The organism is Streptomyces viridosporus T7A, from assembly GCF_008704515.1.
Lineage (GTDB): Bacteria > Actinomycetota > Actinomycetes > Streptomycetales > Streptomycetaceae > Streptomyces > Streptomyces viridosporus.
The window spans coordinates 4020062-4038569 of the sequence record NZ_CP023700.1 but is presented as its reverse complement, the minus strand read 5'-3'; the positions used below and the strand labels follow the sequence as shown (position 1 = coordinate 4038569).

Below are 18508 nucleotides of genomic sequence, written 5' to 3'. Positions count from 1 at the left end.
TGTGGGCTCGGCCTGGTGGACTTCCCGGTGAGTCCGCCGACTGGGCTTCGGCCCTGTTACGTACGCAAAGGAGACCGCCTTGTCCGACTCCATCGACACCCCGGCGACGCTCGAGAACGGTGCGCCGGCCGTCAGCAACCGCAACTCGCTCAGCCTGGGTTCCAACGGGCCGCTGCTGCTGCACGACGTCCAGCTCGTCGAGACCCTCGCGCACTTCAACCGCGAGCGGGTGCCGGAGCGCAACCCGCACGCCAAGGGTGCCGGTGCCTTCGGCGTCTTCGAGACCACCGAGGACGTCTCCCGCTACACCAAGGCGGCCCTGTTCCAGAAGGGTGCGCGCACGGAGATGCTGGCCCGGTTCTCCACCGTGGCCGGCGAGCAGGGGTCGCCGGACACCTGGCGCGACGTCCGCGGCTTCTCGCTCAAGTTCTACACCTCCGAGGGCAACTACGACCTCGTCGGCAACAACACCCCCGTCTTCTTCGTGCGCGACCCGATGAAGTTCCCGCACTTCATCCGGTCCCAGAAGCGGATGCCCGGCACCGGTCTGCGGGACAACACCATGCAGTGGGACTTCTGGACCTCCAACCCCGAGTCCGCCCACCAGGTCGCCTACCTCATGGGTGACCGCGGTCTGCCCCGGTCCTGGCGCCACATGAACGGCTACGGCTCCCACACCTACATGTGGGTCAACGCCGAGGGCGAGAAGTTCTGGGTCAAGTACCACTTCCTCTCCGAGCAGGGCGTCGAGTCCCTGTCCAACGAGGAGGCCGAGCGTCTCGCCGGGGCCGACGCGGAGTACCACCGCCGGGACCTGTCCGAGGCCATCGAGCGCGGTGAGTTCCCGTCCTGGACCCTGCACGTCCAGGTCATGCCGTACGCGGAGGCCAAGGACTACCGGTTCAACCCGTTCGACCTGACCAAGGTGTGGCCGCACGCGGACTACCCGCTGATCAAGGTCGGCACCATGACGCTGAACCGGAACCCGGAGAACTTCTTCGCCGAGATCGAGCAGGCGGCCTTCGCGCCGTCCAACCTCGTCCCGGGCATCGGCGTCTCCCCCGACAAGATGCTGCTCGGCCGGGTCTTCGCGTACGCGGACGCCCAGCGTGCCCGGATCGGCGCCAACTACTTCCAGCTGCCGGTCAACCGTCCGAAGGTGAAGACCAACTCCTACACCTTCGACGCCGCCATGACGTTCGAGCACACCGGCAAGGCCCCGGTGTACGCCCCGAACGCCTTCGACCGCCCGTACGCGGACGAGACCGGCCCGGTGGACGAGAGCTGGGAGGCCGACGGCGAGATGGTGCGCAGCGCCTACCGCCTGCACGCCGAGGACGACGACTTCTCGCAGCCCGGCACGCTGGTCCGCGAGGTCTACGACGACGCCCAGCGCGACCGCCTCGTCCAGACCGTCTCCGGCGCCCTCGCCCCGGTCCAGGAGCCGGTGCTCTCCCGTGCCTTCGAGTACTGGAAGAACATCGACGCCACCATCGGCGAGCGCATCGAGCGGGCCACCAAGGAGGCCCAGGCGAAGTAATCGCCCCGCGCGACGACCGACGCGCGACCACCGGTGAGGAAGCCCGGACCGTCACGGTCCGGGCTTCCTCCGTGTCGTAGGCCGGCACGGCCCGCCCGGATCCGCAGCCGGGCCCGCCGGCCGGCACGGAAAGGGTGCCGCCCCTCGCCCCCGCTACGGCCGCGGCACCTCGGGCGGCGGTGTCGGGGCGCCCGGCAGGCGGATCACGGCCGTCGTGCCGCCGCCCTCCGCCGGGGTCAGGACGACCTCGCCGCCCGCCTGCTGGACCGTGCGGGCCACGATGGACAGGCCGAGACCGGAGCCCGGGAGGGAGCGGGCGCTCGGGGAACGCCAGAACCGGTCGAAGACGTGCGGGAGTTCGTCGACGGGGATGCCGGGGCCGTGGTCGCGGACGGTGAGGACGCCGTCGGTGAGGCGTACGTCGATCGTGCCGCCCTCCGGGCTGAACTTCACCGCGTTGTCCAGGACGTTGACCACCGCCCGCTCCAGCGCGCTCGGTTCCGCCCGCACGTACCAGGGCCGCACGTCCGCCGTGATGGTCAGCTCCGGGCCGCGCAGCCGGGCGCGGCGCAGGGCCGACTCGACGACGTCCTGCCAGGCGACGATCCGCGTCCGGCCGGCCTGCTGGTCGGTGTCCGGGCGGGACAGCTCCTGCAGGTCGCCGATGAGCGACGCCAGTTCCGTCATCTGCGCCTTCACGGAGGCGAGCAGCGCCTTGCGGTCGTCGGGCGGGAGGGGGCGGCCGGTCTCCTCGCTGCGGGTGAGCAGCTCGATGTTGGTGCGCAGGGAGGTGAGCGGGGTGCGCAGCTCGTGCCCGGCGTCCGCGATGAGCTGCTGCTGCAGGTCGCGGGAGCTGGCCAGGGCGGAGGTCATGGAGTTGAAGGAGCGGGAGAGCCGGGCGACCTCGTCCTCGGCGTCCTCCTCGACGGGGATGCGGATGCCCAGGTCCTCGGTGCGGGCCACGTGCTCGACCGCCTCGGTGAGCCGGTCGACGGGGCGCAGGCCGGCCCGGGCGACCGCGAGGCCCGCGGCGGAGGCGCCCAGGACGCCCAGGCCGGAGACCAGGAGCAGGACCAGGGCGAGGTCGTTGAGCGTGGACCGGGTGCTGTCGAGGGGGACGGCGGCGACATAGGCGTAGTCCTGGGCGATGCCGCGGCCCAGGGCCGTCTTGACGGTGACCGCGGTGGTCAGCACGCGTACCGGGTCGCCCTTGCTGTCGGTGCCGTTGCGGAAGGTGAGGGCGCCCGGGTCCGGGTCACCGGCCACGTCCTTGTCGTGGCCGGTGACCCGGACCGCGGTCGAGGCGAACGGCAGCAGGCACACCGTGCCGTCGTGCCGCACGAGCTGTCCGTAGCTCCCGCTCTGCGGGCCGAGGGTGTCCGTGGGGGGAGGCGTCCGGCTGCAGGTGTCGACGATCCTTTCGAGCTGGTCCTCGTTCAGCACGACGACCGACGCCCGCAGGTCGTCGTCGAGTTCCGCGTACAGCTTCCCCTGCACGATGAACCAGCAGGTGACGGAGACCACCGCCACCGCGAACGCCACCGCCGCCGCCACCAGCAGCGACAGCCGCGCCCGGATCGGCAGGGCGCGGAAGCGGCGCACCGGTCCGTTCACCGCGCCTTCCTCACTCCGCACCGCCCTGCCGCAGGACGTAGCCCACGCCCCGCACCGTGTGCACCAGGCGCGGCTCGCCGCCCGCCTCGGTCTTGCGGCGCAGGTACATCACGTACACGTCCAGGGAGTTGGACGAGGGCTCGAAGTCGAAGCCCCACACCGCCTTCAGGATCTGCTCCCGGGTGAGCACCTGGCGCGGGTGCGCCATGAACATCTCCAGCAGGGTGAACTCCGTACGGGTCAGCTCCACCGGGCGCCCGCCCCGCACGACCTCCCGGGTGGCCAGGTTCATGCTCAGGTCGCCGAAGGCGAGGACGTCGTCCGACTCGGCGGAGGCGGCCACGGCCGCCGCGTACGAGCTGCGGCGCAGCAGCGCGCGGATCCGGGCGAACAGCTCGTCCAGTTCGAACGGCTTCACCAGGTAGTCGTCCGCCCCGGCGTCCAGGCCCGTCACCCGGTCGCCGACCGTGTCCCGCGCCGTCAGCATCAGGATGGGGGTGGTGTCGCCGGCGGAGCGGATGCGGCGGGCGGCGGTGAGGCCGTCCATGCGGGGCATCTGGATGTCGAGGACGAGCAGGTCGGGCCGGTAGGACGCCGCCTTCTCCAGGGCGTCCGCGCCGTCCACGGCGACCTCGGTGTCGTACCCCTCGAAGGCCAGGCTGCGCTGGAGCGCTTCGCGCACCGCCGGTTCGTCGTCGACGATCAGGATGCGCTGGGGGGCGCGGTCGCCCTCTGCGGGGACGGGGCTCATGGGCTCGGGATTCCTCTGTCTGCGGGGGCTCGGCCGGGGTCCGGGTCTTCAGCCTCGCACGATCCGGCGGGGGCGCGGAAAGGGGCGGTCCCCCCGGGGGCAGTCGATCTCCCCGGGGTCAGGCGGTCGCGCCGGCCCGCAGCGTCGGCAGGTCCGCCTTGACCGTGTCGACCGGGATGGCGAAGCCCAGGCCCACGCTGCCCGCGTCGGACGCGGAGGAGCCGCTGCCGCTCGCCGAGTACATCGCGGAGTTGATGCCGATGACGGCACCGTTCATGTCGATCAGCGCGCCTCCGGAGTTGCCGGGGTTGAGGGAGGCGTCGGTCTGGATCGCCCGGTAGGTGGTGGTGGACTCGCCGGTGTCGCCGTTGAACTCCCGGCCGCCGAACGCGAACGGCCAGTCGCCGCCCTGTTCCTGCTGCCGGCCCTGGCTCTGGTCCGTCGAGACGGTCACGTCGCGGTCGAGCGCCGAGACGATGCCGCTGGTCACCGTGCCGGTCAGGCCCTCGGGCGAGCCGATCGCCACGACCTGGTCGCCGACCTGGACGCCGTCGGAGTCGCCCAGGGTGGCCGCCTGCAGGCCGGACGCGTCCTCCAGCTCGATCAGCGCCAGGTCCTTCGAGCTGTCGGTGCCGACGATCCGCGCGGTGTACGTCCTGCCGTCGCTGGTGCCCACCTCGATCGAGGAGGCGCCGGCGACGACGTGGTGGTTGGTGATGACCTCGCCGTCCTCCGTGATGATCACGCCGGAGCCGGTCGAGGAGCCCGTGGGGGAGGTGGCCCGGATCTCGACGATGCTCGGGCCGACCGCCTCGGCGACGCCGGACACCGTGCCCTTCTGACCGGCCGGCACCGCGGTGGCGCCGGTGGAGGCGGCGGAGGCGACCGTGCCGTTGCCGGTCAGCTCCTGCACGCCGTAGGCGGCGCCGCCGCCCACGGCCGCCGCGACGATCGCCACGGCGGCGAGCAGGGAGACCGGGCCGCGGGCGCGCCGCTGCCCCGGGGGCCGCGCGGACGGGCCGGCGGGGGTGCCCGTGTCCCCGCTCGTCTCCGCGGTGACCGGCTGCCCGGGGGCGTACGCCGGCGGGGGCGGCCACGCGGGGTTCACCTGGTGGGGGGTCTCGTACGCGTCGCTGCGGCGGAAGCTGTCGGTCATGGCTCCGAGCCTCGCGCCCGACGATGAGAGCATTCTGAGCGCTCGCTGAAAAGTCCGGCAGAACCTCGTATGCCCGATATAAGGACCATGAGGGTCCGGCCCCGGCGGGGTCGTGCGGCTAGGACTGCCCGCAGCCGCAGGAGTGGCGCACCACCAGCCGGGACGGGAACAGCTTCAGGCGTTCGCGGCGCGAGCCGGCCACCCGCAGGCCGTCGTCGAGCACCAGGTCCACCGCCGCGCGGGCCATCGCCGAGCGGTCCGAGGCGACCGTGGTCAGGGGCGGGTCGGTGAGCGCCGCCTCCTTGATGTCGTCGAACCCGGCGACCGCGAGCTCGCCGGGCACGTCGATGCGCAGCTCGCGCGCCGCGCGCAGCAGGCCGATCGCCTGGTCGTCGGTGGAGCAGAAGATCGCGGGCGGGCGGTCCGGCCCGGAGAGGATCTCGAGGCCGACGCGGTAGGCGTCGTAGCGGTTGTACGGGGCTTCGAAGAGGCGGCCCTCGGTCGGGATGCCGGCCTCCTCCATCGCGCGCCGCCAGCCCTCGACGTGGTCGGAGACCGGGTCGCCGACGGCGGGGGTGTCCGCGGTGCCGCCGACGCAGGCGACGTACTCGTTGCCGTGCTCCAGCAGGTGGCGCACGGCGAGCTGGGCGCCGCCGAGGTCGTCGGTGACGACGGCGACGTCGTCGATCGCCTCGGGCCGCTCGTGCAGCAGGACCACCCGGGCGTCCCAGGCCTCGATCTCCGCGGCGGCCAGGTCGTTGAGCGCGTGGCTGACCAGGATCAGCCCGGAGACGCGCATCCCCAGGAACGCCCGCAGGTAGTGGACCTCGCGCTCGCCGATGTAGTCGGAGTTCCCGACCAGCACCATCTTTCCGCGCTCGGAGGCCGCCTGTTCCACCGCGTGCGCCATCTCCCCGAAGAAGGGCTGGCGCGCGTCCGGAACGATCAGGCCTATGAGGTCCGTGCGCCGTGACGCCATCGCCTGGGCGACGCGGTCGGGCCGGTACCCCAGCTCTTTGATCGCGGCGAGCACCCGCTCGCGCGTGGCCGGGGCGACCGGCCGGGGTCCGTTGTTGATGACGTAGCTGACGACGGCGGTGGACGTTCCCGCCAGCCGTGCCACGTCATCCCTAGTCACCTTGGCCACGCGCGGAGTCTACGCGGATATAACCGGGCCGGGCAGGGCGTAAAGGAGGTTCCGTGCAGCGGGGAAAGGGCTCGTATGTGCGATCGCAACGCTCAGGCGTGCGCCTTTCACGCTTTCGCCCGCGCCCCGGTGCCACCCCGGGCGGTCGTCTCGTCCGTATCCGACGCCTTTTGCCGGTCGGCCCTGCTCCTGGCCTCCTCGGTGGCCCGCTCCCCCTTCTCCGGGGTAACGAATCGATAACCGACGTTCCGGACGGTGCCGATCAGCGACTCGTGCTCGGGGCCGAGTTTCGCGCGCAGCCGCCGTACGTGGACGTCGACCGTGCGGGTGCCGCCGAAGTAGTCGTAGCCCCAGACCTCCTGCAGCAGCTGGGCGCGGGTGAAGACCCGGCCCGGGTGCTGCGCGAGGTACTTCAGCAGCTCGAACTCCTTGAAGGTGAGGTCGAGGACGCGGCCCTTGAGCTTGGCGCTGTAGGTCGCCTCGTCCACCGACAGGTCGCCGTTGCGGATCTCCGTCGGGGAGTCGTCGTCGACGAGCTGCCGACGGCCCAGGGCCAGCCGCAGCCGCGCCTCGACCTCGGCCGGGCCCGCGGTGTCCAGCAGGACGTCGTCGATGCCCCAGTCCGCGGTGACGGCGGCGAGGCCGCCCTCGGTCACCACCAGGACGAGCGGGCAGCCGGGGCCGGTGGAGCGCAGCAGCTGGCACAGGCTGCGGACCTGCGGGAGGTCGCGCCGGCCGTCGACGAGGATGACGTCCGCGCCGGGGGTGTCGACGAGGGCGGGGCCCGCCGCGGGGGCCACGCGCACGGTGTGCAGCAGCAGGCCGAGGGCGGGGAGCACCTCCGCCGACGGCTGGAGGGCGTTGGTCAGGAGCAGCAGTGAACTCATCGCATCCCCTCCGCCCGGAGCTGGGTCGTCCTGCCTTCGTGCACGGTTCGCTCGCCCATAACGTCTGGTTCCTCCTCGGTCCCTGCGAGGACGTTTACGGCATGGCCACGTGCGATCGACGGCCCCGTACACCGGCGGTTCCCCGCGTCGTATACAACGCTCCCGAAAGCACAAAAGGACTCGGGGGCTTCTCTGCCCGAGTCCTCTTCGCAGCAGAATAGCCGACATGGGCACCGATCGGGCAGGTCATGTGGCACGCTCCACCTCTCGTCCGTATTCCGAGACACCAGGCGCAACGAACGGCGGCACGCCTTTGCGGACGTTTCTGCGCACTGCGGACGGCGTGCGGATCGATTCCGTATACGACCCGGGAAACGCCGTGCGCGGAATCCCCCGGGAGCCTTCCCGCGATCCGGTGTTCGTGGTCGCCCACGGCTTCACGGGGAGCGCGGACCGGCCGCACGTGCGGCGGGCGGCGCGGGCGTTCGCGCGGTACGGGGCCGTGGTGACGTTCTCCTTCCGCGGGCACGGCGCGTCGGGCGGACGGTCCACGGTCGGGGACCGGGAGGTGCTGGACCTGGCGGCGGCGGTGGCGTGGGCGCGGGAACGGGGGCACGCGCGCGTGGTCACCGTCGGGTTCTCGATGGGGGGCTCGGTGGTGCTGCGGCACGCGGCGCTCGGGGACGCCGGCGCGGACGCCGTGGTCTCGGTGAGCGCGCCCGCCCGGTGGTTCTACCGGGGGACCGCCCCCATGCGGCGGCTGCACTGGCTGGTGACCCGGCCCTCCGGGCGGCTGGTGGGGCGGTACGGGCTGCGGACGCGGATCCATCGGCGGCTGGGGGCACCCCCTGCTCGAAGAGCTTGGGGGAGGGATCCGGTTCCGCTGTCCCCGGTCGAGGCGGTGCCGCGGATCGCGCCGACGCCGTTGCTGATCGTGCACGGCGACAGCGACGCCTACTTCCCGCTCGACCACCCGCGCATGCTGGCGGCGGCCGCCGGTGAGCACGGGGAGCTCTGGATCGAGCCGGGCATGGGGCACGCGGAGAACGCGGCGCCGGAGGGGCTGTTGCACCGGATCGGGGACTGGGCGGTCGCCCGGGCGGGCTAGCCTGACGGTGTTCACCGTCAACCGATTGAGGAACCAGCAGATGGCAAAGGTCACGGTGCGGTACTGGGCCGCCGCCAAGGCCGCGGCCGGTGTGGCCGAGGAGCCGTACGAGGCGGACACGCTCGCCGGAGCGCTCGACGCGGTGCGCGAGCGGCACCCCGGCGAACTCACGCGCGTCCTGCTGCGGTGCTCGTTCCTCGTCGACGGTGATCCCGTGGGCACCCGCGCGCATGAGACGGTACGGCTGGCCGACGGCGGCACGGTCGAGGTGCTCCCGCCGTTCGCAGGAGGGTGAGCCATGACCGACCAGCCGTACGAGGGGTACGACCCGTACCAACAGCATCCGTATCCACAGCAGCCGCAGCCGCAGCAGCAGCAACAGCAGCAGCCGCAGCAACAGCAGCAGCCGCAGGCGTGGCCCGGGCAGCCGCAGGCGTGGCCCGGGCAGCAGGCGTACGAGGACCCGTACGCCGACCAGCAGTACACGCAGCAGTGGCAGGGGCAGACCTGGGAGACGCAGATGCAGCCGCCGGTGCCCGCGCCGGCGGAGGAGACGGCGTACCTGCCCCCGCAGGGGTACGCCGGACCGGCCGCGCCCGGGGGGTACGGGCCGCCGTCGGCGCCGTACGCGCCGCAGGCCGCCCCGGCCCCTGCCCCGACGCCCGCCCCGGCGGCCGTCCCGGCCCCTGCTCCGGCTCCCGTACCGGCGGCCGTCGGACCCGGAGGTGCCGGGGCCGCCGGTGACGCCCCCGAGTACGGGCCGGCCACGCTGGCCGGGAACACGCGCGTCACGGACGCGCAGCGCGCCCGCGCGGAGGGGCGTTCCCCGATCATCGAGCCCGGTATGCAGCCGGCGGTGCTCACCGCGCTGCTGGGGCTGCTGCTCGCCGGTGGGGCGGCGCTGGGCACGTACGCCCTGCTGGTGCCGCTGGTGGTGCTCCAGGCGGTCACGGCGGCGGGCTGGTTCCGGCTGAACGGCATGTGGCCCGCGCGGCAGGGGATCGCCCTGGGTTTCCTGGGGGCACTGGTCGCGGACGTGGCGCTGCTGGCGTCGGACCGCTCGCCGGCGGCGATCCTGGGGGCGCTGGGGGTGTGGGTGCTGCTGTCGCTGGTGCTGCAGCTCCGCTCGCACGCGGATGCCGACGAGCGGATGTACGGCCTGACGGCGACGGTCGCCGCGGCGGCGCTGGCGATCGCGGCGGGCGGGTACCTGGCGGCGGACGCGGACGCGGTGACCGTCGGGGCGGTCGCGGTGGCCGCGGCGGCCGTGGCGCGGGCACTGCCGCTGCCGGGGGCGGTGACCGCGGTGTCCGTGGGGATCGCGCTGCTCGGGGCGGCGGCCGCGGGGTTCGTGGTCGGCGCGATGACGGACCTGGGCGCCTCGGGCGCGCTGCTCGGGGCGGGTGCGGCGGTCTGCGCCCTGATCGGGCACCGGGTCGCGAGCTACGACTACCCGTCGCGCTTCGTCCACTTCACGGCGGGCGTCGCACTGCCGCTGGCGGCGGCCGCCCCGGCGGTGTACGTGCTGGGGCGCGTGTTCGGCTGAGAGCGGGGTGGGCCGGGGCCGCGGGGCGTGCGGCCCCGGCCCCGGCGACGCGAGCCCTGTCACAGGTGATCGACAATTTCGATGTCCCCGCCCCCCGCGGGGCTACCCTCGCGCTGACGGCCGACCGGCTGTCGAGGGATGCCGTCGGACACGCCTAGGTGGGGGAAACACCGCATGCGCGCACTGCGAACACTGCTCATCGTCGCCGTGATACTCGGCGGGATCTTCGTGATCGTGGACCGCGTCGCGGTCCACTTCGCCGAAGGCGAGGCGGCGGACCGGCTGAAGGCGGCCGAGAACCTCACCAGCACCCCCGACGTGTCCATCAAGGGCTTCCCCTTCCTCACCCAGGTCGCGGGCGGCACCCTCGACGGTGTCGAGGTCGGGATCCGGGACTACGAGGCCACCACCGGCGACGGCGCCCGGAAGATCCGCATCGACGACCTGCGGGCCGACATGGAGGGCGTCGAGTTCTCCGGCGACTTCGGCTCCGCCACCGCCGCCCGCGCCACCGGCACCGCGACGGTCGCCTACGACGAGCTGCTCGAGACCGCCAGGTCCGAGCCCACCCGGGTGGGCCCCGGGGTCACCGCGAACGTCCTCGGTCTGTCCGACGGCGGCAACGGGAAGATCAAGGTCGAGGTGGAGGCCACCGTGCTCGGTGCCGAGCTGCCCGAGCCGATCTCCGTGCTCAGCTCGGTGACGGTCGTGGACGGCCACACCGTCCGGGTGAAGGCGGACGGCGTGCCGAAGTTCGGCGGGGTCGAGCTCGTCGAGTCCCGCATCCGGGAGATCACCGACTTCGAGCAGAAGATCGACGGCCTGCCCGGCGGCATCCGGCTGGACAAGGTCGAGGCGGCGCGGAACGGGGTGGAGATCACGGTGAAGGGGTCCGACGTCCGTCTGGTCGGGTGAGGAAGGGCTCGGCGGACGGTGGCGTCCGACAGGCGAGACGGGGGAGTCCGCAGGGCAGATGTGACGGCGGGCGCGTGCGGACCCGGGGCCTGCGGGAAGGCGACCCGAGGCTCCTCCGTCCCGTATGGCGGACGATTGCGTCTCGCCATGTGACATGCCGGTGACACGCCCGCCCCGCTCTCCTTACGATCGGCTGCATGCAGTGTCAGACGAGCGTCCTCCGAGCGCGAGGACAGGCGGATCTCACGAAGCGGCGGGCAGTGGACCTGTGCCGTGTCGCCGCCATGCTCTGTCGACCCTTCTGAGCGGACGCGTCGCCGTCCGCATTCCCGCCCCGCCCCGCTGAGGGCACCCGTGCGCCCGCCCGGTGCGGCCGCGCACCTCCTACTCGCACGCCCCGCCGCATCTGCCCCGGAGGAGAAACAGCATGAGCCGCAGCGACGTCCTGGTCGACGCCGATTGGCTCCAGGAGCACCTGGACGACCCGACCATCGTCATCGTCGAGGTGGACGAGGACACGTCCGCCTACGACAAGAACCACATCAAGAACGCCGTCCGGATCGACTGGACCAAGGACCTGCAGGACCCGGTCCGCCGCGACTTCGTCGACCAGGAGGGCTTCGAGAAGCTCCTGTCCGACAAGGGCATCGCCAACGACCACACCGTCGTCCTCTACGGCGGCAACAACAACTGGTTCGCCGCGTACGCCTACTGGTACTTCAAGCTGTACGGCCACGAGAACGTCAAGCTCCTCGACGGCGGCCGCAAGAAGTGGGAGCTCGACGCCCGCGAGCTGGTCCCCGGCGACGAGGTGCCGGAGCGGCCGAAGACCGCGTACAAGGCCAAGCCGCAGGACACGTCCATCCGTGCCTTCCGCGACGAGGTCGTGGACGCCATCGGCAAGCAGAACATCGTCGACGTGCGCTCGCCCGACGAGTTCTCCGGCAAGCTGCTCGCCCCCGCGCACCTGCCGCAGGAGCAGTCGCAGCGCCCCGGCCACGTGCCGACCTCCCGCAACATCCCGTGGTCCAAGAACGCCAACGACGACGGCACCTTCAAGTCCGACGAGGAGCTCAAGGCGCTCTACGAGGACGAGCAGATCGACCTGTCCAAGGACACCATCGCCCTGTGCCGCATCGGTGAGCGCTCCGCGCTGTCCTGGTTCGTGCTGCACGAGCTGCTCGGCGTGGAGAACGTCAAGAACTACGACGGCTCCTGGACCGAGTACGGCTCCCTCGTCGGCGTGCCGATCGAGCTCGGCCCCGCCAAGTAAGTCACCCCGACCGACGCTTCCAGACCCCTTCAGGAGTAAGACATGTGCGGTGCGAAGGCCGGCGGCCCGGACGCCTCGACGATCAAGCCCGGTGAGACCACCATCCAGGGACAGGTGACCCGCGACGGTGAGCCGGTGACGGGCTACGTCCGTCTGCTGGACTCGACCGGCGAGTTCACCGCGGAGGTCCCCACCTCCGCCACCGGACAGTTCCGCTTCTACGCGGCGGAGGGCACCTGGACCGTTCGCGCCCTGGTGCCCGGCGGCACCGCCGACCGCACGGTCGTCGCCCAGCAGGGCGGTCTGGCCGAGGTCGCGATCGCGGTCTGAGCCCGCTCACCGAAGGGCCGCATCCCACGGGTTGGACGCCTGGGACGCGGCCCTTCGGCGTGTCCGGACCTACGCTGGACGTATGTACGCGCGCAGGCGCCGCACCTACTTCGTCATGATGGGCACGTGCATCGGGCTGTTCGTCCTGGCCTGGGGCGTCGTGCGGCTGTGGTCGGTGCCGGCGGCGGTGGGCATGTGCGTGGTGGCCATGGTCATCCCGCCGCTCGCCGCCATGGTCGCCAACCGGCGCGGCCCCGAGGACCGCTGGTGGGACGACCCCTCCGGCGACCCGCAGTCCGACGAGTGGTGGGACGAGCTGGACGGCAAGAAGCGGCCCCGGTGAGCCCCGGCGGGCCGCCTCCCGTCGGTCGTCCGCGTCGCCTCCGTCGGCTCAGTAGACAAGCGCCTGGGTGTCGTCGGCCAGTGCCTCCTGCACGAACACCTGCGCACCCGCGATCCGTACGCCCTCGAGGACGTCCTTCTCCGTGATGTCGCGGCGGGCCGCGCACTGCGTGCACAGGGTGAGGCGGCCGCCGGCCAGGAGCGACTCGATCAGCTCGGGCAGCGGCGCGGCGTGCGGCAGCTCGAACTCGGCGGCCCGGCCCGGCAGCGCGAACCACGCCGACTCCCCGGTCAGCCACACGGAGACGTCCACCCCACTCGCCACGGCCACCGCCGCCACCGTGAACGCCTGGGAGCAGCGTTCGGGGGCGTCGGCCCCCGCGGTCACCTTGATCACGAGCTTCTTCGCCATGGCCGAATCGTAATCAATGCCCCCTGCAACCGTGACGACCACCTGTGAGTCTCCTCAGCACGCGCGGACGGAACGCGCGCTTCACCTTCTGTGGGGGACGTCTTGGAACAACCTGAAGAAGCGGCCGACGCCCCGGACGCACCGAGACCGCCCGACGCACCGGAGCCGTCGTCCGACGCACCGGAGCCGTCCGACGCACCGGAGGCCGTCCCGGCTCCGGCCGCCGCGGTGCCGGACGCGCCCCGGGGGCGCCGGCGGGGGCGGACGGCCGCGCTGATCGGTGCCGCCCTGGTGCTGGGACTGGTCGCCGGTACCTGTGCCGGCTACCTCGTACAGGCCGGCCGTGAGCCCACCCCGCTGCCTCCGCTGTCGCAGCCGGTGCTCGCGCAGGCGGAGGGCGAGGGACCCGATCCCCTGTCCGCGGCGCGGGACCGGCGGGTGAGGACCGACGGCGACCTGCGCAAACTGCTGCTGAAGAAGCCCCACGGAGCGAAGAGCGCGGACTGGCTCCAGGGGTCCGACGGGTGGCTGGACCTGGCCGACTACGCCGAGTCCTACACGGTTCCCTACGAGACCTTCGGGGACCTCATAACGGACGAGTTCCGCCGGGCGGCCGTGACCGCCTGGGAGGCCGACGACGGGTACACCGTGGAGATCAGCCTCGTCCAGTTCCGCCAGGAGTAGTACGTCACGGCCGCCGACTCCAGTGACGACGGTCAGCGCTGGGCGGGGGGAACCGGGGCGACCGACGACTGGGCGATCCCCGGCACCGGCACCGGTCGGGCGTACGTCGTGGCCGAGCCGGAGACCGAGCCCGGTCACCCGCCGGTGTACAGCGCGGAGGCGCACGCCTGGCGCGGGGACATCGCCATGCACGTCTGGGTGACCGGACCCAAGCCCGTCACCAAGAAGACGATCATGGATTTGGCCGAGCGGCAGATGGAGCGGTTGTGACCGAAGCACCCGATGAGTCCAATGAACCAAGCGACCGACCCACGCGGCGTGGCCGACGCATCGCCGCCGTGACCGGGTCCGTGCTGCTGGCCGGGGCCGTCGTCGCGGGCGTCGGACTCACCGCCGTGACGGTGGACGGTGCCGACCGGGCCCCCGGTGCCCCCTCCTGGGAGTTCCCCGGGGCCGCGGCCGGAACGATGGAGAAGGAGTCCGCGTCGCAGGGCCTTGCGGGGATGCTCCTGCCGTACGGGGACGACGGCCTGCTGCGGGGCCCGGACCTCCCCGGATTCGGCTCGGACGCGCAGCTCAGCGATGCCCGGGCGACCGCCCTGCAGAAGGAGTCGCTGCACGGTCTGCCGCGCTCCCAGCGCAAGCGGATGGAGAAGTATGTCGACCGGCTGCGCATCACCGGGATGGCGATGCGCAGCTACGTCAGCGGGTCGGCCAGCCTCTATCAGGAGGACGACGTCTACACGGTGAGCATCGTGCTCGCCCAGATGGAGAACCGGACTGCCGCGGGGGATCTCGCCCGGTCCCAGTCCGAGTTCCTCGCCTCCCTGGACATGCTGCGCAAGGGGCCGAAGGTCGGGGGTCACGAGGACGCCGCCTGCTTCCTGCCGCCCGAGGACAGGGGCCGGGTCATCGAGGCCGTGTTCTGCTCCGCCCACGTCGGAAACGTTCTGGTCACCGTCACCGCGCAGGGCACGGCACCCATGGACGGCAGGAGCGTCGCCGCGCTGGTCCGCGAGCAGCTCGACCGTATCGACGAACCGGGGAAGGCCGTATGACCGAGCAGCAGCAGGCCCCCGTGCCCGCACCGCCCGCGGAACCACCCGTGACACCGGGTGACCGGCCCCCGCCGGCGCGCAGGGACCGCAGGGTCCTGCGCGCCGCCCTGCGCTGGACGGCCGCCGTCGCCGTCTTCGCCGTGGCCGGCGCGGGGACGGCGTACGGCATCACCCGGATGGAGCGCACGGACGTACCCGGCCTGGCGACCGGGTCCGACGGGCGGTGGGACTACCCGCTGCTGACGAAGCCGCCGCTGCCGTCCGGCAGCCCCGGGCCCCGGGCGGAGTCCAACCCGGCCGGCACCCACCACGCCGACCTGCGGGCCCTCCTGCTGCCCGCTCCGGAGGGAGCCGAGGAGAACGAGGCGTTGCGCGGCTCGGACGGCTGGCTGGCGACCGAGGACTTCCTGGGGGAATTCACGGAGAAGGCGGACCGGGACGACTTCCGGCAGCGGCTCGTCGACGGCGGTCTGCGGCACATCGCGGCGCGGGGCTGGACCACCGAGGACGGCACACGCACCCGCGTCTATCTGCTGCAGTTCGACACCGCGGCCATGGTGGACGACAGGTTCCACGGCGTGCTCTTCCCGTACTCCGGTCCGGCCTATCCGGTGCGCGGGGCGGAGGCCGTCGTCAGCGACGAGGACTTCCCGGAGGAGGCGACGGTCCCCGGCGTCACGCGCACCGCCTACGTCGAGTCCGCTCCCTACGGCGCCGAACAGGACCGCCAGGCCTACCTGGCCGCCGGTGACGTCCTCGCGGTGGTCCTGCAGTCCCGGAAGGGCACCGCGCCCGCCGTGCCGTTCCAGCAGACGGTGGTGCTGCAGAGCCAGCTGCTGGGCTGAGGCGCCCCAGGGCGCACCTCGCCCGACAGGGCCGGGCCCCGGCCGCGTAAGCTGGGGTCCGGCCCTGTGCACACCACCGCACCCCCCGCTCAAGGAGCACCCCGTGGTTATCTTCTTCGAAGCCCTGCTGGTCCTGGTCTGCGTCGGCGTCCTCGCCTTCGCCGGGCTGACCGTGAAGAAGCTCTTCCAGGGCCAGCGCTGACCCGACACCAGGAACTGCCGCTCATGATCGAGATTCCGTCCGACCTCCACAAGGACCTCGTCCCGCTCGCCTTCCTGCTCGGCAACTGGGCGGGCGCGGGCGTGCACGACTTCCCCGGTGCCGAGAAGTGCAACTTCGGGCAGGAGGTCACCTTCACCCACGACGGCCGGGACTTCCTGGAGTACCGCTCCCACACCTGGGTGCTGGACGGGGACGGCAACAAGGTCCGCCCGCTGGAGTCCGAGTACGGCTTCTGGCGCGTCGACAGCCGGCGCAAGGTCGAGGTGACGATGACCCGCGACGACGGCGTCATCGAGATCTGGTACGGCGAGCTGGCCGAGGGCAAGCCGCAGATCGACCTGGCCACGGACGCGGTCGCGCGCACCGCCGCCTCCCGCCCCTACAGCGGCGGCAAGCGGCTGTACGGCTACGTCAAGAGCGACCTGATGTGGGTCGGCGAGAAGCAGACCCCCGAGGTCGAGCTGCGCCCCTACATGTCGGCGCACCTGAAGAAGGTCGTCACCCCGGAAGAGGTCGAGCGCTGGGCCAAGGCCCTGCCCGACGACCTGCCGGACGACGGGATCGCCTTCTTCAAGTAGGCCCCGCTCCGGGCGGGCGCGGGCCGCTCTAGACTCGTGGTGTGGTGAGCACCGACTGGAAGAGCGACCTCAGGCAGCGCGGCTACCGACTGACGCCGCAGCGCCAACTCGTGCTCGAAGCCGTGGACACCCTGGAGCACGCGACCCCCGACGACATCCTCGTGGAAGTGAGGAAGACGGCGTCGGGGGTCAACATTTCCACCGTCTACCGCACGCTGGAGCTCCTGGAGGAGCTGGGCCTGGTCAGCCACGCCCACCTCGGGCACGGCGCCCCGACGTACCACCTCGCCGACCGGCACCACCACCTGCACCTGGTCTGCCGCGACTGCGGCGACGTCATCGAGGCGGACGTGGAGGTGGCGGCCGACTTCACGGCCAAGCTGCGGGACTCCTTCGGCTTCGACACGGACATGAAGCACTTCGCGATCTTCGGCAGGTGCGAGGACTGCGCCCGGAAGGCGGCCCCTACCGAGTCGTAGGCTTGGGCGTATGAAGAGCCCTCTGCTGACTCTGCCCGGCGCCGTCCCCGCCGAGGGCGTGGACGAAGGCGTGGCCGCCCACTACGGCGACCTGTTCCGCGAGCAGCGCGCCCTCGCCGACGGCACCGGCTTCGTCGACCTGTCCCACCGCGGGGTCGTGACCGTCACCGGACCGGAACGGCTCGGCTGGCTGCACCTGCTGCTCACCCAGCACGTCAGCGAGCTGCCCCCGCACCAGGCCACAGAGGCGCTGATCCTCTCCGCCCACGGCCACATCGAGCACGCGCTCTACCTGGTCGACGACGGCGAGACGGTCTGGGCCCACGTCGAACCGGGCACCCAGGAGGCGCTGATCGCGTACCTGGAGTCGATGAAGTTCTTCTACCGGGTCGAGGTCGCCGACCGCACCGCCGACATCGCGGTGGTGCACCTGCCGGCCGGTTCCATCGCGGAGGTGCCCGAGGGCGTCGTCGTCCGCGAGACCCCGTACGGACGCGATCTGTTCCTGCCCCGGGCCGACCTCGAGTCGTACGCCGGGAAGGCCGGGCCGCCCGCCGGGATCCTCGCCCACGAGGCGCTGCGCGTCGAGCAGCACCGCCCCCGGCTCGGCTTCGAGACCGACCACCGCACCATCCCGCACGAGCTGGGCTGGATCGGGGGCGCGGTGCACCTGCAGAAGGGCTGCTACCGGGGCCAGGAGACCGTCGCCCGGGTCCAGAACCTGGGCAGGCCGCCGCGCCGGCTGGTCTTCCTGCACCTGGACGGCAGCGAGGTCCACCTGCCGACGCCGGGGACGGAGATCCGGCTCGCCGACGACGGTCCGGACGGGCGCAGGATCGGGTTCGTCACGACGTCCGCGCGCCACCACGAGCTGGGACCGGTCGCGCTCGCGCTGATCAAGCGGAACGTGCCGGTGGACGCCCGGCTGATCGCCGGGGAGACGGCGGCGGCCCAGGAGACCATAGTCGAGCCCTGACCCGAGCCGTCCCGCCGACGGACCCCCGTCGGCGGGACGGCTCGGGGGCTCTGCCGGTGGGACGGCTCCGGCTCCTCAGATCTCCAGCAGGACGGTGAACGGGCCGTCGTTGGTCAGCGACACCCGCATCCGCGCGCCGAAGCGGCCCGTCGCCACCGTCGCGCCCAGGGCGCGCAGCTGGGCGACCACCTCGTCGACCAGCGGTTCGGCGACGTCACCGGGGGCCGCGGCGTTCCAGGTGGGGCGGCGGCCCTTGCGGGCGTCGCCGTAGAGGGTGAACTGGCTGATCACCAGCAGCGGGGCGTCGATGTCGCTGCACGACTTCTCGTCCTGGAGCATCCGGATCGACCAGAGCTTGCGGGCGAGCTGGGCCGCCTTCTCCTTGGTGTCCTCGTGGGTCACGCCGACGAGGACGCACAGCCCCTCGCCCTCGATCGCCCCCACCGTCTCGCCGTCCACGACGACGCTCGCGCCGTCCACCCTCTGCACCACTGCTCGCATACGTCCATCATGCCGGTCGGCGAACAGCCGACCGACGGAGGTCCGCGCGAGCCCCCGGCCGGGCTATTTTTACTCCTTAACCGCCATCTGGGGCGGATCGGGCGCACCCGGTCACATGGGGGCGGCCTGGGGTGGCACGATGC

General features: G+C 72.4%; 23 protein-coding genes. 16 read left to right on the top strand and 7 right to left on the bottom strand.

Annotated elements, in window-relative coordinates; genetic code table 11:
* The first annotated feature begins 79 nt into the window (after nucleotides 1–79).
* Nucleotides 80–1540: a catalase gene (locus CP969_RS18685; protein ID WP_016825621.1), complete on the top strand. Its 1461-nt coding sequence runs from the start codon at nucleotides 80–82 to the stop codon at nucleotides 1538–1540.
* 153 nt (nucleotides 1541–1693) lie between these two features.
* Here CP969_RS18685 and CP969_RS18680 read toward each other — a convergent pair whose 3' ends face one another.
* From CP969_RS18680 to CP969_RS18660, 5 genes are all read right to left on the bottom strand, one after another.
* Nucleotides 1694–3154, bottom strand: coding sequence for a sensor histidine kinase (locus CP969_RS18680; protein ID WP_016825622.1), 1461 nt, complete (start codon nucleotides 3152–3154; stop codon nucleotides 1694–1696).
* A gap of 10 nt (nucleotides 3155–3164) precedes the next feature.
* A complete protein-coding gene (locus tag CP969_RS18675; protein WP_004986397.1) occupies nucleotides 3165–3905 on the bottom strand; it encodes a response regulator transcription factor in 741 nt (246 codons plus the stop codon).
* A gap of 118 nt (nucleotides 3906–4023) precedes the next feature.
* Nucleotides 4024–5061, bottom strand: coding sequence for a S1C family serine protease (locus CP969_RS18670; RefSeq protein ID WP_016825623.1), 1038 nt, complete (start codon nucleotides 5059–5061; stop codon nucleotides 4024–4026).
* A 118-nt stretch (nucleotides 5062–5179) separates the two neighbouring features.
* Nucleotides 5180–6208 (bottom strand): LacI family DNA-binding transcriptional regulator, encoded by a 1029-nt coding sequence (locus CP969_RS18665; RefSeq protein WP_004986399.1) that lies wholly within the window; start codon nucleotides 6206–6208, stop codon nucleotides 5180–5182.
* Between the two features lie 107 nt (nucleotides 6209–6315).
* A complete protein-coding gene (locus tag CP969_RS18660) occupies nucleotides 6316–7095 on the bottom strand; it encodes a response regulator transcription factor (protein ID WP_004986400.1) in 780 nt (259 codons plus the stop codon).
* Nucleotides 7096–7321: 226 nt separating this feature from the next.
* Between CP969_RS18660 and CP969_RS18655 the strand changes: the two genes are divergently transcribed.
* The 8 genes from CP969_RS18655 (at nucleotide 7322) to CP969_RS18620 (ending at nucleotide 12610) form a co-directional block, all read left to right on the top strand.
* The gene (locus tag CP969_RS18655; protein WP_171817491.1) at nucleotides 7322–8203 is read left to right on the top strand and encodes an alpha/beta hydrolase family protein; all 882 of its coding nucleotides are present in this window, start codon (nucleotides 7322–7324) and stop codon (nucleotides 8201–8203) included.
* Nucleotides 8204–8243: 40 nt separating this feature from the next.
* Complete coding sequence (locus CP969_RS18650; protein WP_004986402.1) at nucleotides 8244–8498, top strand: MoaD/ThiS family protein; 255 nt, start codon at nucleotides 8244–8246, stop codon at nucleotides 8496–8498.
* Nucleotides 8499–8501: 3 nt separating this feature from the next.
* Complete coding sequence (locus CP969_RS18645) at nucleotides 8502–9749, top strand: hypothetical protein (RefSeq protein WP_150474945.1); 1248 nt, start codon at nucleotides 8502–8504, stop codon at nucleotides 9747–9749.
* 174 nt (nucleotides 9750–9923) lie between these two features.
* On the top strand, nucleotides 9924–10664 hold the full coding sequence (locus tag CP969_RS18640) for an LmeA family phospholipid-binding protein (RefSeq protein WP_004986404.1): 741 nt from the start codon (nucleotides 9924–9926) through the stop codon (nucleotides 10662–10664).
* Between the two features lie 197 nt (nucleotides 10665–10861).
* A complete protein-coding gene (locus CP969_RS34630) occupies nucleotides 10862–10969 on the top strand; it encodes an Ms5788A family Cys-rich leader peptide (protein ID WP_350849312.1) in 108 nt (35 codons plus the stop codon).
* Between the two features lie 122 nt (nucleotides 10970–11091).
* The gene (locus tag CP969_RS18630; protein ID WP_004986405.1) at nucleotides 11092–11937 is read left to right on the top strand and encodes a sulfurtransferase; all 846 of its coding nucleotides are present in this window, start codon (nucleotides 11092–11094) and stop codon (nucleotides 11935–11937) included.
* A 42-nt stretch (nucleotides 11938–11979) separates the two neighbouring features.
* Nucleotides 11980–12267, top strand: a complete 288-nt coding sequence (locus tag CP969_RS18625) for a DUF1416 domain-containing protein (RefSeq protein WP_004986406.1) — start codon at nucleotides 11980–11982, stop codon at nucleotides 12265–12267.
* Between the two features lie 82 nt (nucleotides 12268–12349).
* Complete coding sequence (locus CP969_RS18620) at nucleotides 12350–12610, top strand: DUF3099 domain-containing protein (RefSeq protein ID WP_016825626.1); 261 nt, start codon at nucleotides 12350–12352, stop codon at nucleotides 12608–12610.
* Between the two features lie 48 nt (nucleotides 12611–12658).
* Here the strand turns inward: CP969_RS18620 and CP969_RS18615 are convergent, their stop codons facing one another.
* Nucleotides 12659–13021, bottom strand: coding sequence for a DsrE family protein (locus tag CP969_RS18615; RefSeq protein WP_016825627.1), 363 nt, complete (start codon nucleotides 13019–13021; stop codon nucleotides 12659–12661).
* A gap of 102 nt (nucleotides 13022–13123) precedes the next feature.
* Between CP969_RS18615 and CP969_RS18605 the strand changes: the two genes are divergently transcribed.
* The 7 genes from CP969_RS18605 (at nucleotide 13124) to ygfZ (ending at nucleotide 17864) form a co-directional block, all read left to right on the top strand.
* Entirely contained in the window at nucleotides 13124–13705 is a 582-nt protein-coding gene (locus tag CP969_RS18605) for a hypothetical protein (protein ID WP_016825628.1), read from the top strand.
* 108 nt (nucleotides 13706–13813) lie between these two features.
* On the top strand, nucleotides 13814–13975 hold the full coding sequence (locus CP969_RS34455) for a hypothetical protein (RefSeq protein ID WP_016825629.1): 162 nt from the start codon (nucleotides 13814–13816) through the stop codon (nucleotides 13973–13975).
* Nucleotides 13976–14043: 68 nt separating this feature from the next.
* Nucleotides 14044–14763 (top strand): hypothetical protein, encoded by a 720-nt coding sequence (locus tag CP969_RS18600; protein ID WP_016825630.1) that lies wholly within the window; start codon nucleotides 14044–14046, stop codon nucleotides 14761–14763.
* Entirely contained in the window at nucleotides 14760–15608 is an 849-nt protein-coding gene (locus CP969_RS18595; protein WP_016825631.1) for a hypothetical protein, read from the top strand. The genes CP969_RS18600 and CP969_RS18595 overlap by 4 nt, the downstream gene beginning before the upstream one ends.
* 225 nt (nucleotides 15609–15833) lie before the next feature.
* Entirely contained in the window at nucleotides 15834–16409 is a 576-nt protein-coding gene (locus CP969_RS18585) for a heme-binding beta-barrel domain-containing protein (RefSeq protein WP_016825632.1), read from the top strand.
* Between the two features lie 41 nt (nucleotides 16410–16450).
* Nucleotides 16451–16888 (top strand): Fur family transcriptional regulator, encoded by a 438-nt coding sequence (locus CP969_RS18580; protein WP_004986416.1) that lies wholly within the window; start codon nucleotides 16451–16453, stop codon nucleotides 16886–16888.
* A 10-nt stretch (nucleotides 16889–16898) separates the two neighbouring features.
* Nucleotides 16899–17864, top strand: coding sequence for a CAF17-like 4Fe-4S cluster assembly/insertion protein YgfZ (gene ygfZ, locus CP969_RS18575; protein ID WP_004986417.1), 966 nt, complete (start codon nucleotides 16899–16901; stop codon nucleotides 17862–17864).
* Nucleotides 17865–17939: 75 nt separating this feature from the next.
* Here the strand turns inward: ygfZ and dtd are convergent, their stop codons facing one another.
* On the bottom strand, nucleotides 17940–18365 hold the full coding sequence (gene dtd, locus CP969_RS18570; RefSeq protein WP_026085067.1) for a D-aminoacyl-tRNA deacylase: 426 nt from the start codon (nucleotides 18363–18365) through the stop codon (nucleotides 17940–17942).
* Nucleotides 18366–18508 lie beyond the last annotated feature (143 nt).

What these genes read in the sequence shown, in the direction of transcription:
- CP969_RS18675 (WP_004986397.1), bottom strand. Translation starts at nt 3,905, where the DNA reads ATGAGCCCCGTCCCCGCAGAGGGCGACCGCGCCCCCCAGCGCATCCTG.
- CP969_RS18670 (WP_016825623.1), bottom strand. Translation starts at nt 5,061, where the DNA reads ATGACCGACAGCTTCCGCCGCAGCGACGCGTACGAGACCCCCCACCAG.
- CP969_RS18660 (WP_004986400.1), bottom strand. Translation starts at nt 7,095, where the DNA reads ATGAGTTCACTGCTGCTCCTGACCAACGCCCTCCAGCCGTCGGCGGAG.
- CP969_RS18655 (WP_171817491.1), top strand. Translation starts at nt 7,322, where the DNA reads ATGGGCACCGATCGGGCAGGTCATGTGGCACGCTCCACCTCTCGTCCG.
- CP969_RS18650 (WP_004986402.1), top strand. Translation starts at nt 8,244, where the DNA reads ATGGCAAAGGTCACGGTGCGGTACTGGGCCGCCGCCAAGGCCGCGGCC.
- CP969_RS18645 (WP_150474945.1), top strand. Translation starts at nt 8,502, where the DNA reads ATGACCGACCAGCCGTACGAGGGGTACGACCCGTACCAACAGCATCCG.
- CP969_RS18640 (WP_004986404.1), top strand. Translation starts at nt 9,924, where the DNA reads ATGCGCGCACTGCGAACACTGCTCATCGTCGCCGTGATACTCGGCGGG.
- CP969_RS34630 (WP_350849312.1), top strand. Translation starts at nt 10,862, where the DNA reads ATGCAGTGTCAGACGAGCGTCCTCCGAGCGCGAGGACAGGCGGATCTC.
- CP969_RS18630 (WP_004986405.1), top strand. Translation starts at nt 11,092, where the DNA reads ATGAGCCGCAGCGACGTCCTGGTCGACGCCGATTGGCTCCAGGAGCAC.
- CP969_RS18625 (WP_004986406.1), top strand. Translation starts at nt 11,980, where the DNA reads ATGTGCGGTGCGAAGGCCGGCGGCCCGGACGCCTCGACGATCAAGCCC.
- CP969_RS18620 (WP_016825626.1), top strand. Translation starts at nt 12,350, where the DNA reads ATGTACGCGCGCAGGCGCCGCACCTACTTCGTCATGATGGGCACGTGC.
- CP969_RS18615 (WP_016825627.1), bottom strand. Translation starts at nt 13,021, where the DNA reads ATGGCGAAGAAGCTCGTGATCAAGGTGACCGCGGGGGCCGACGCCCCC.
- CP969_RS18595 (WP_016825631.1), top strand. Translation starts at nt 14,760, where the DNA reads ATGACCGAGCAGCAGCAGGCCCCCGTGCCCGCACCGCCCGCGGAACCA.
- CP969_RS18585 (WP_016825632.1), top strand. Translation starts at nt 15,834, where the DNA reads ATGATCGAGATTCCGTCCGACCTCCACAAGGACCTCGTCCCGCTCGCC.
- ygfZ (WP_004986417.1), top strand. Translation starts at nt 16,899, where the DNA reads ATGAAGAGCCCTCTGCTGACTCTGCCCGGCGCCGTCCCCGCCGAGGGC.
- dtd (WP_026085067.1), bottom strand. Translation starts at nt 18,365, where the DNA reads ATGCGAGCAGTGGTGCAGAGGGTGGACGGCGCGAGCGTCGTCGTGGAC.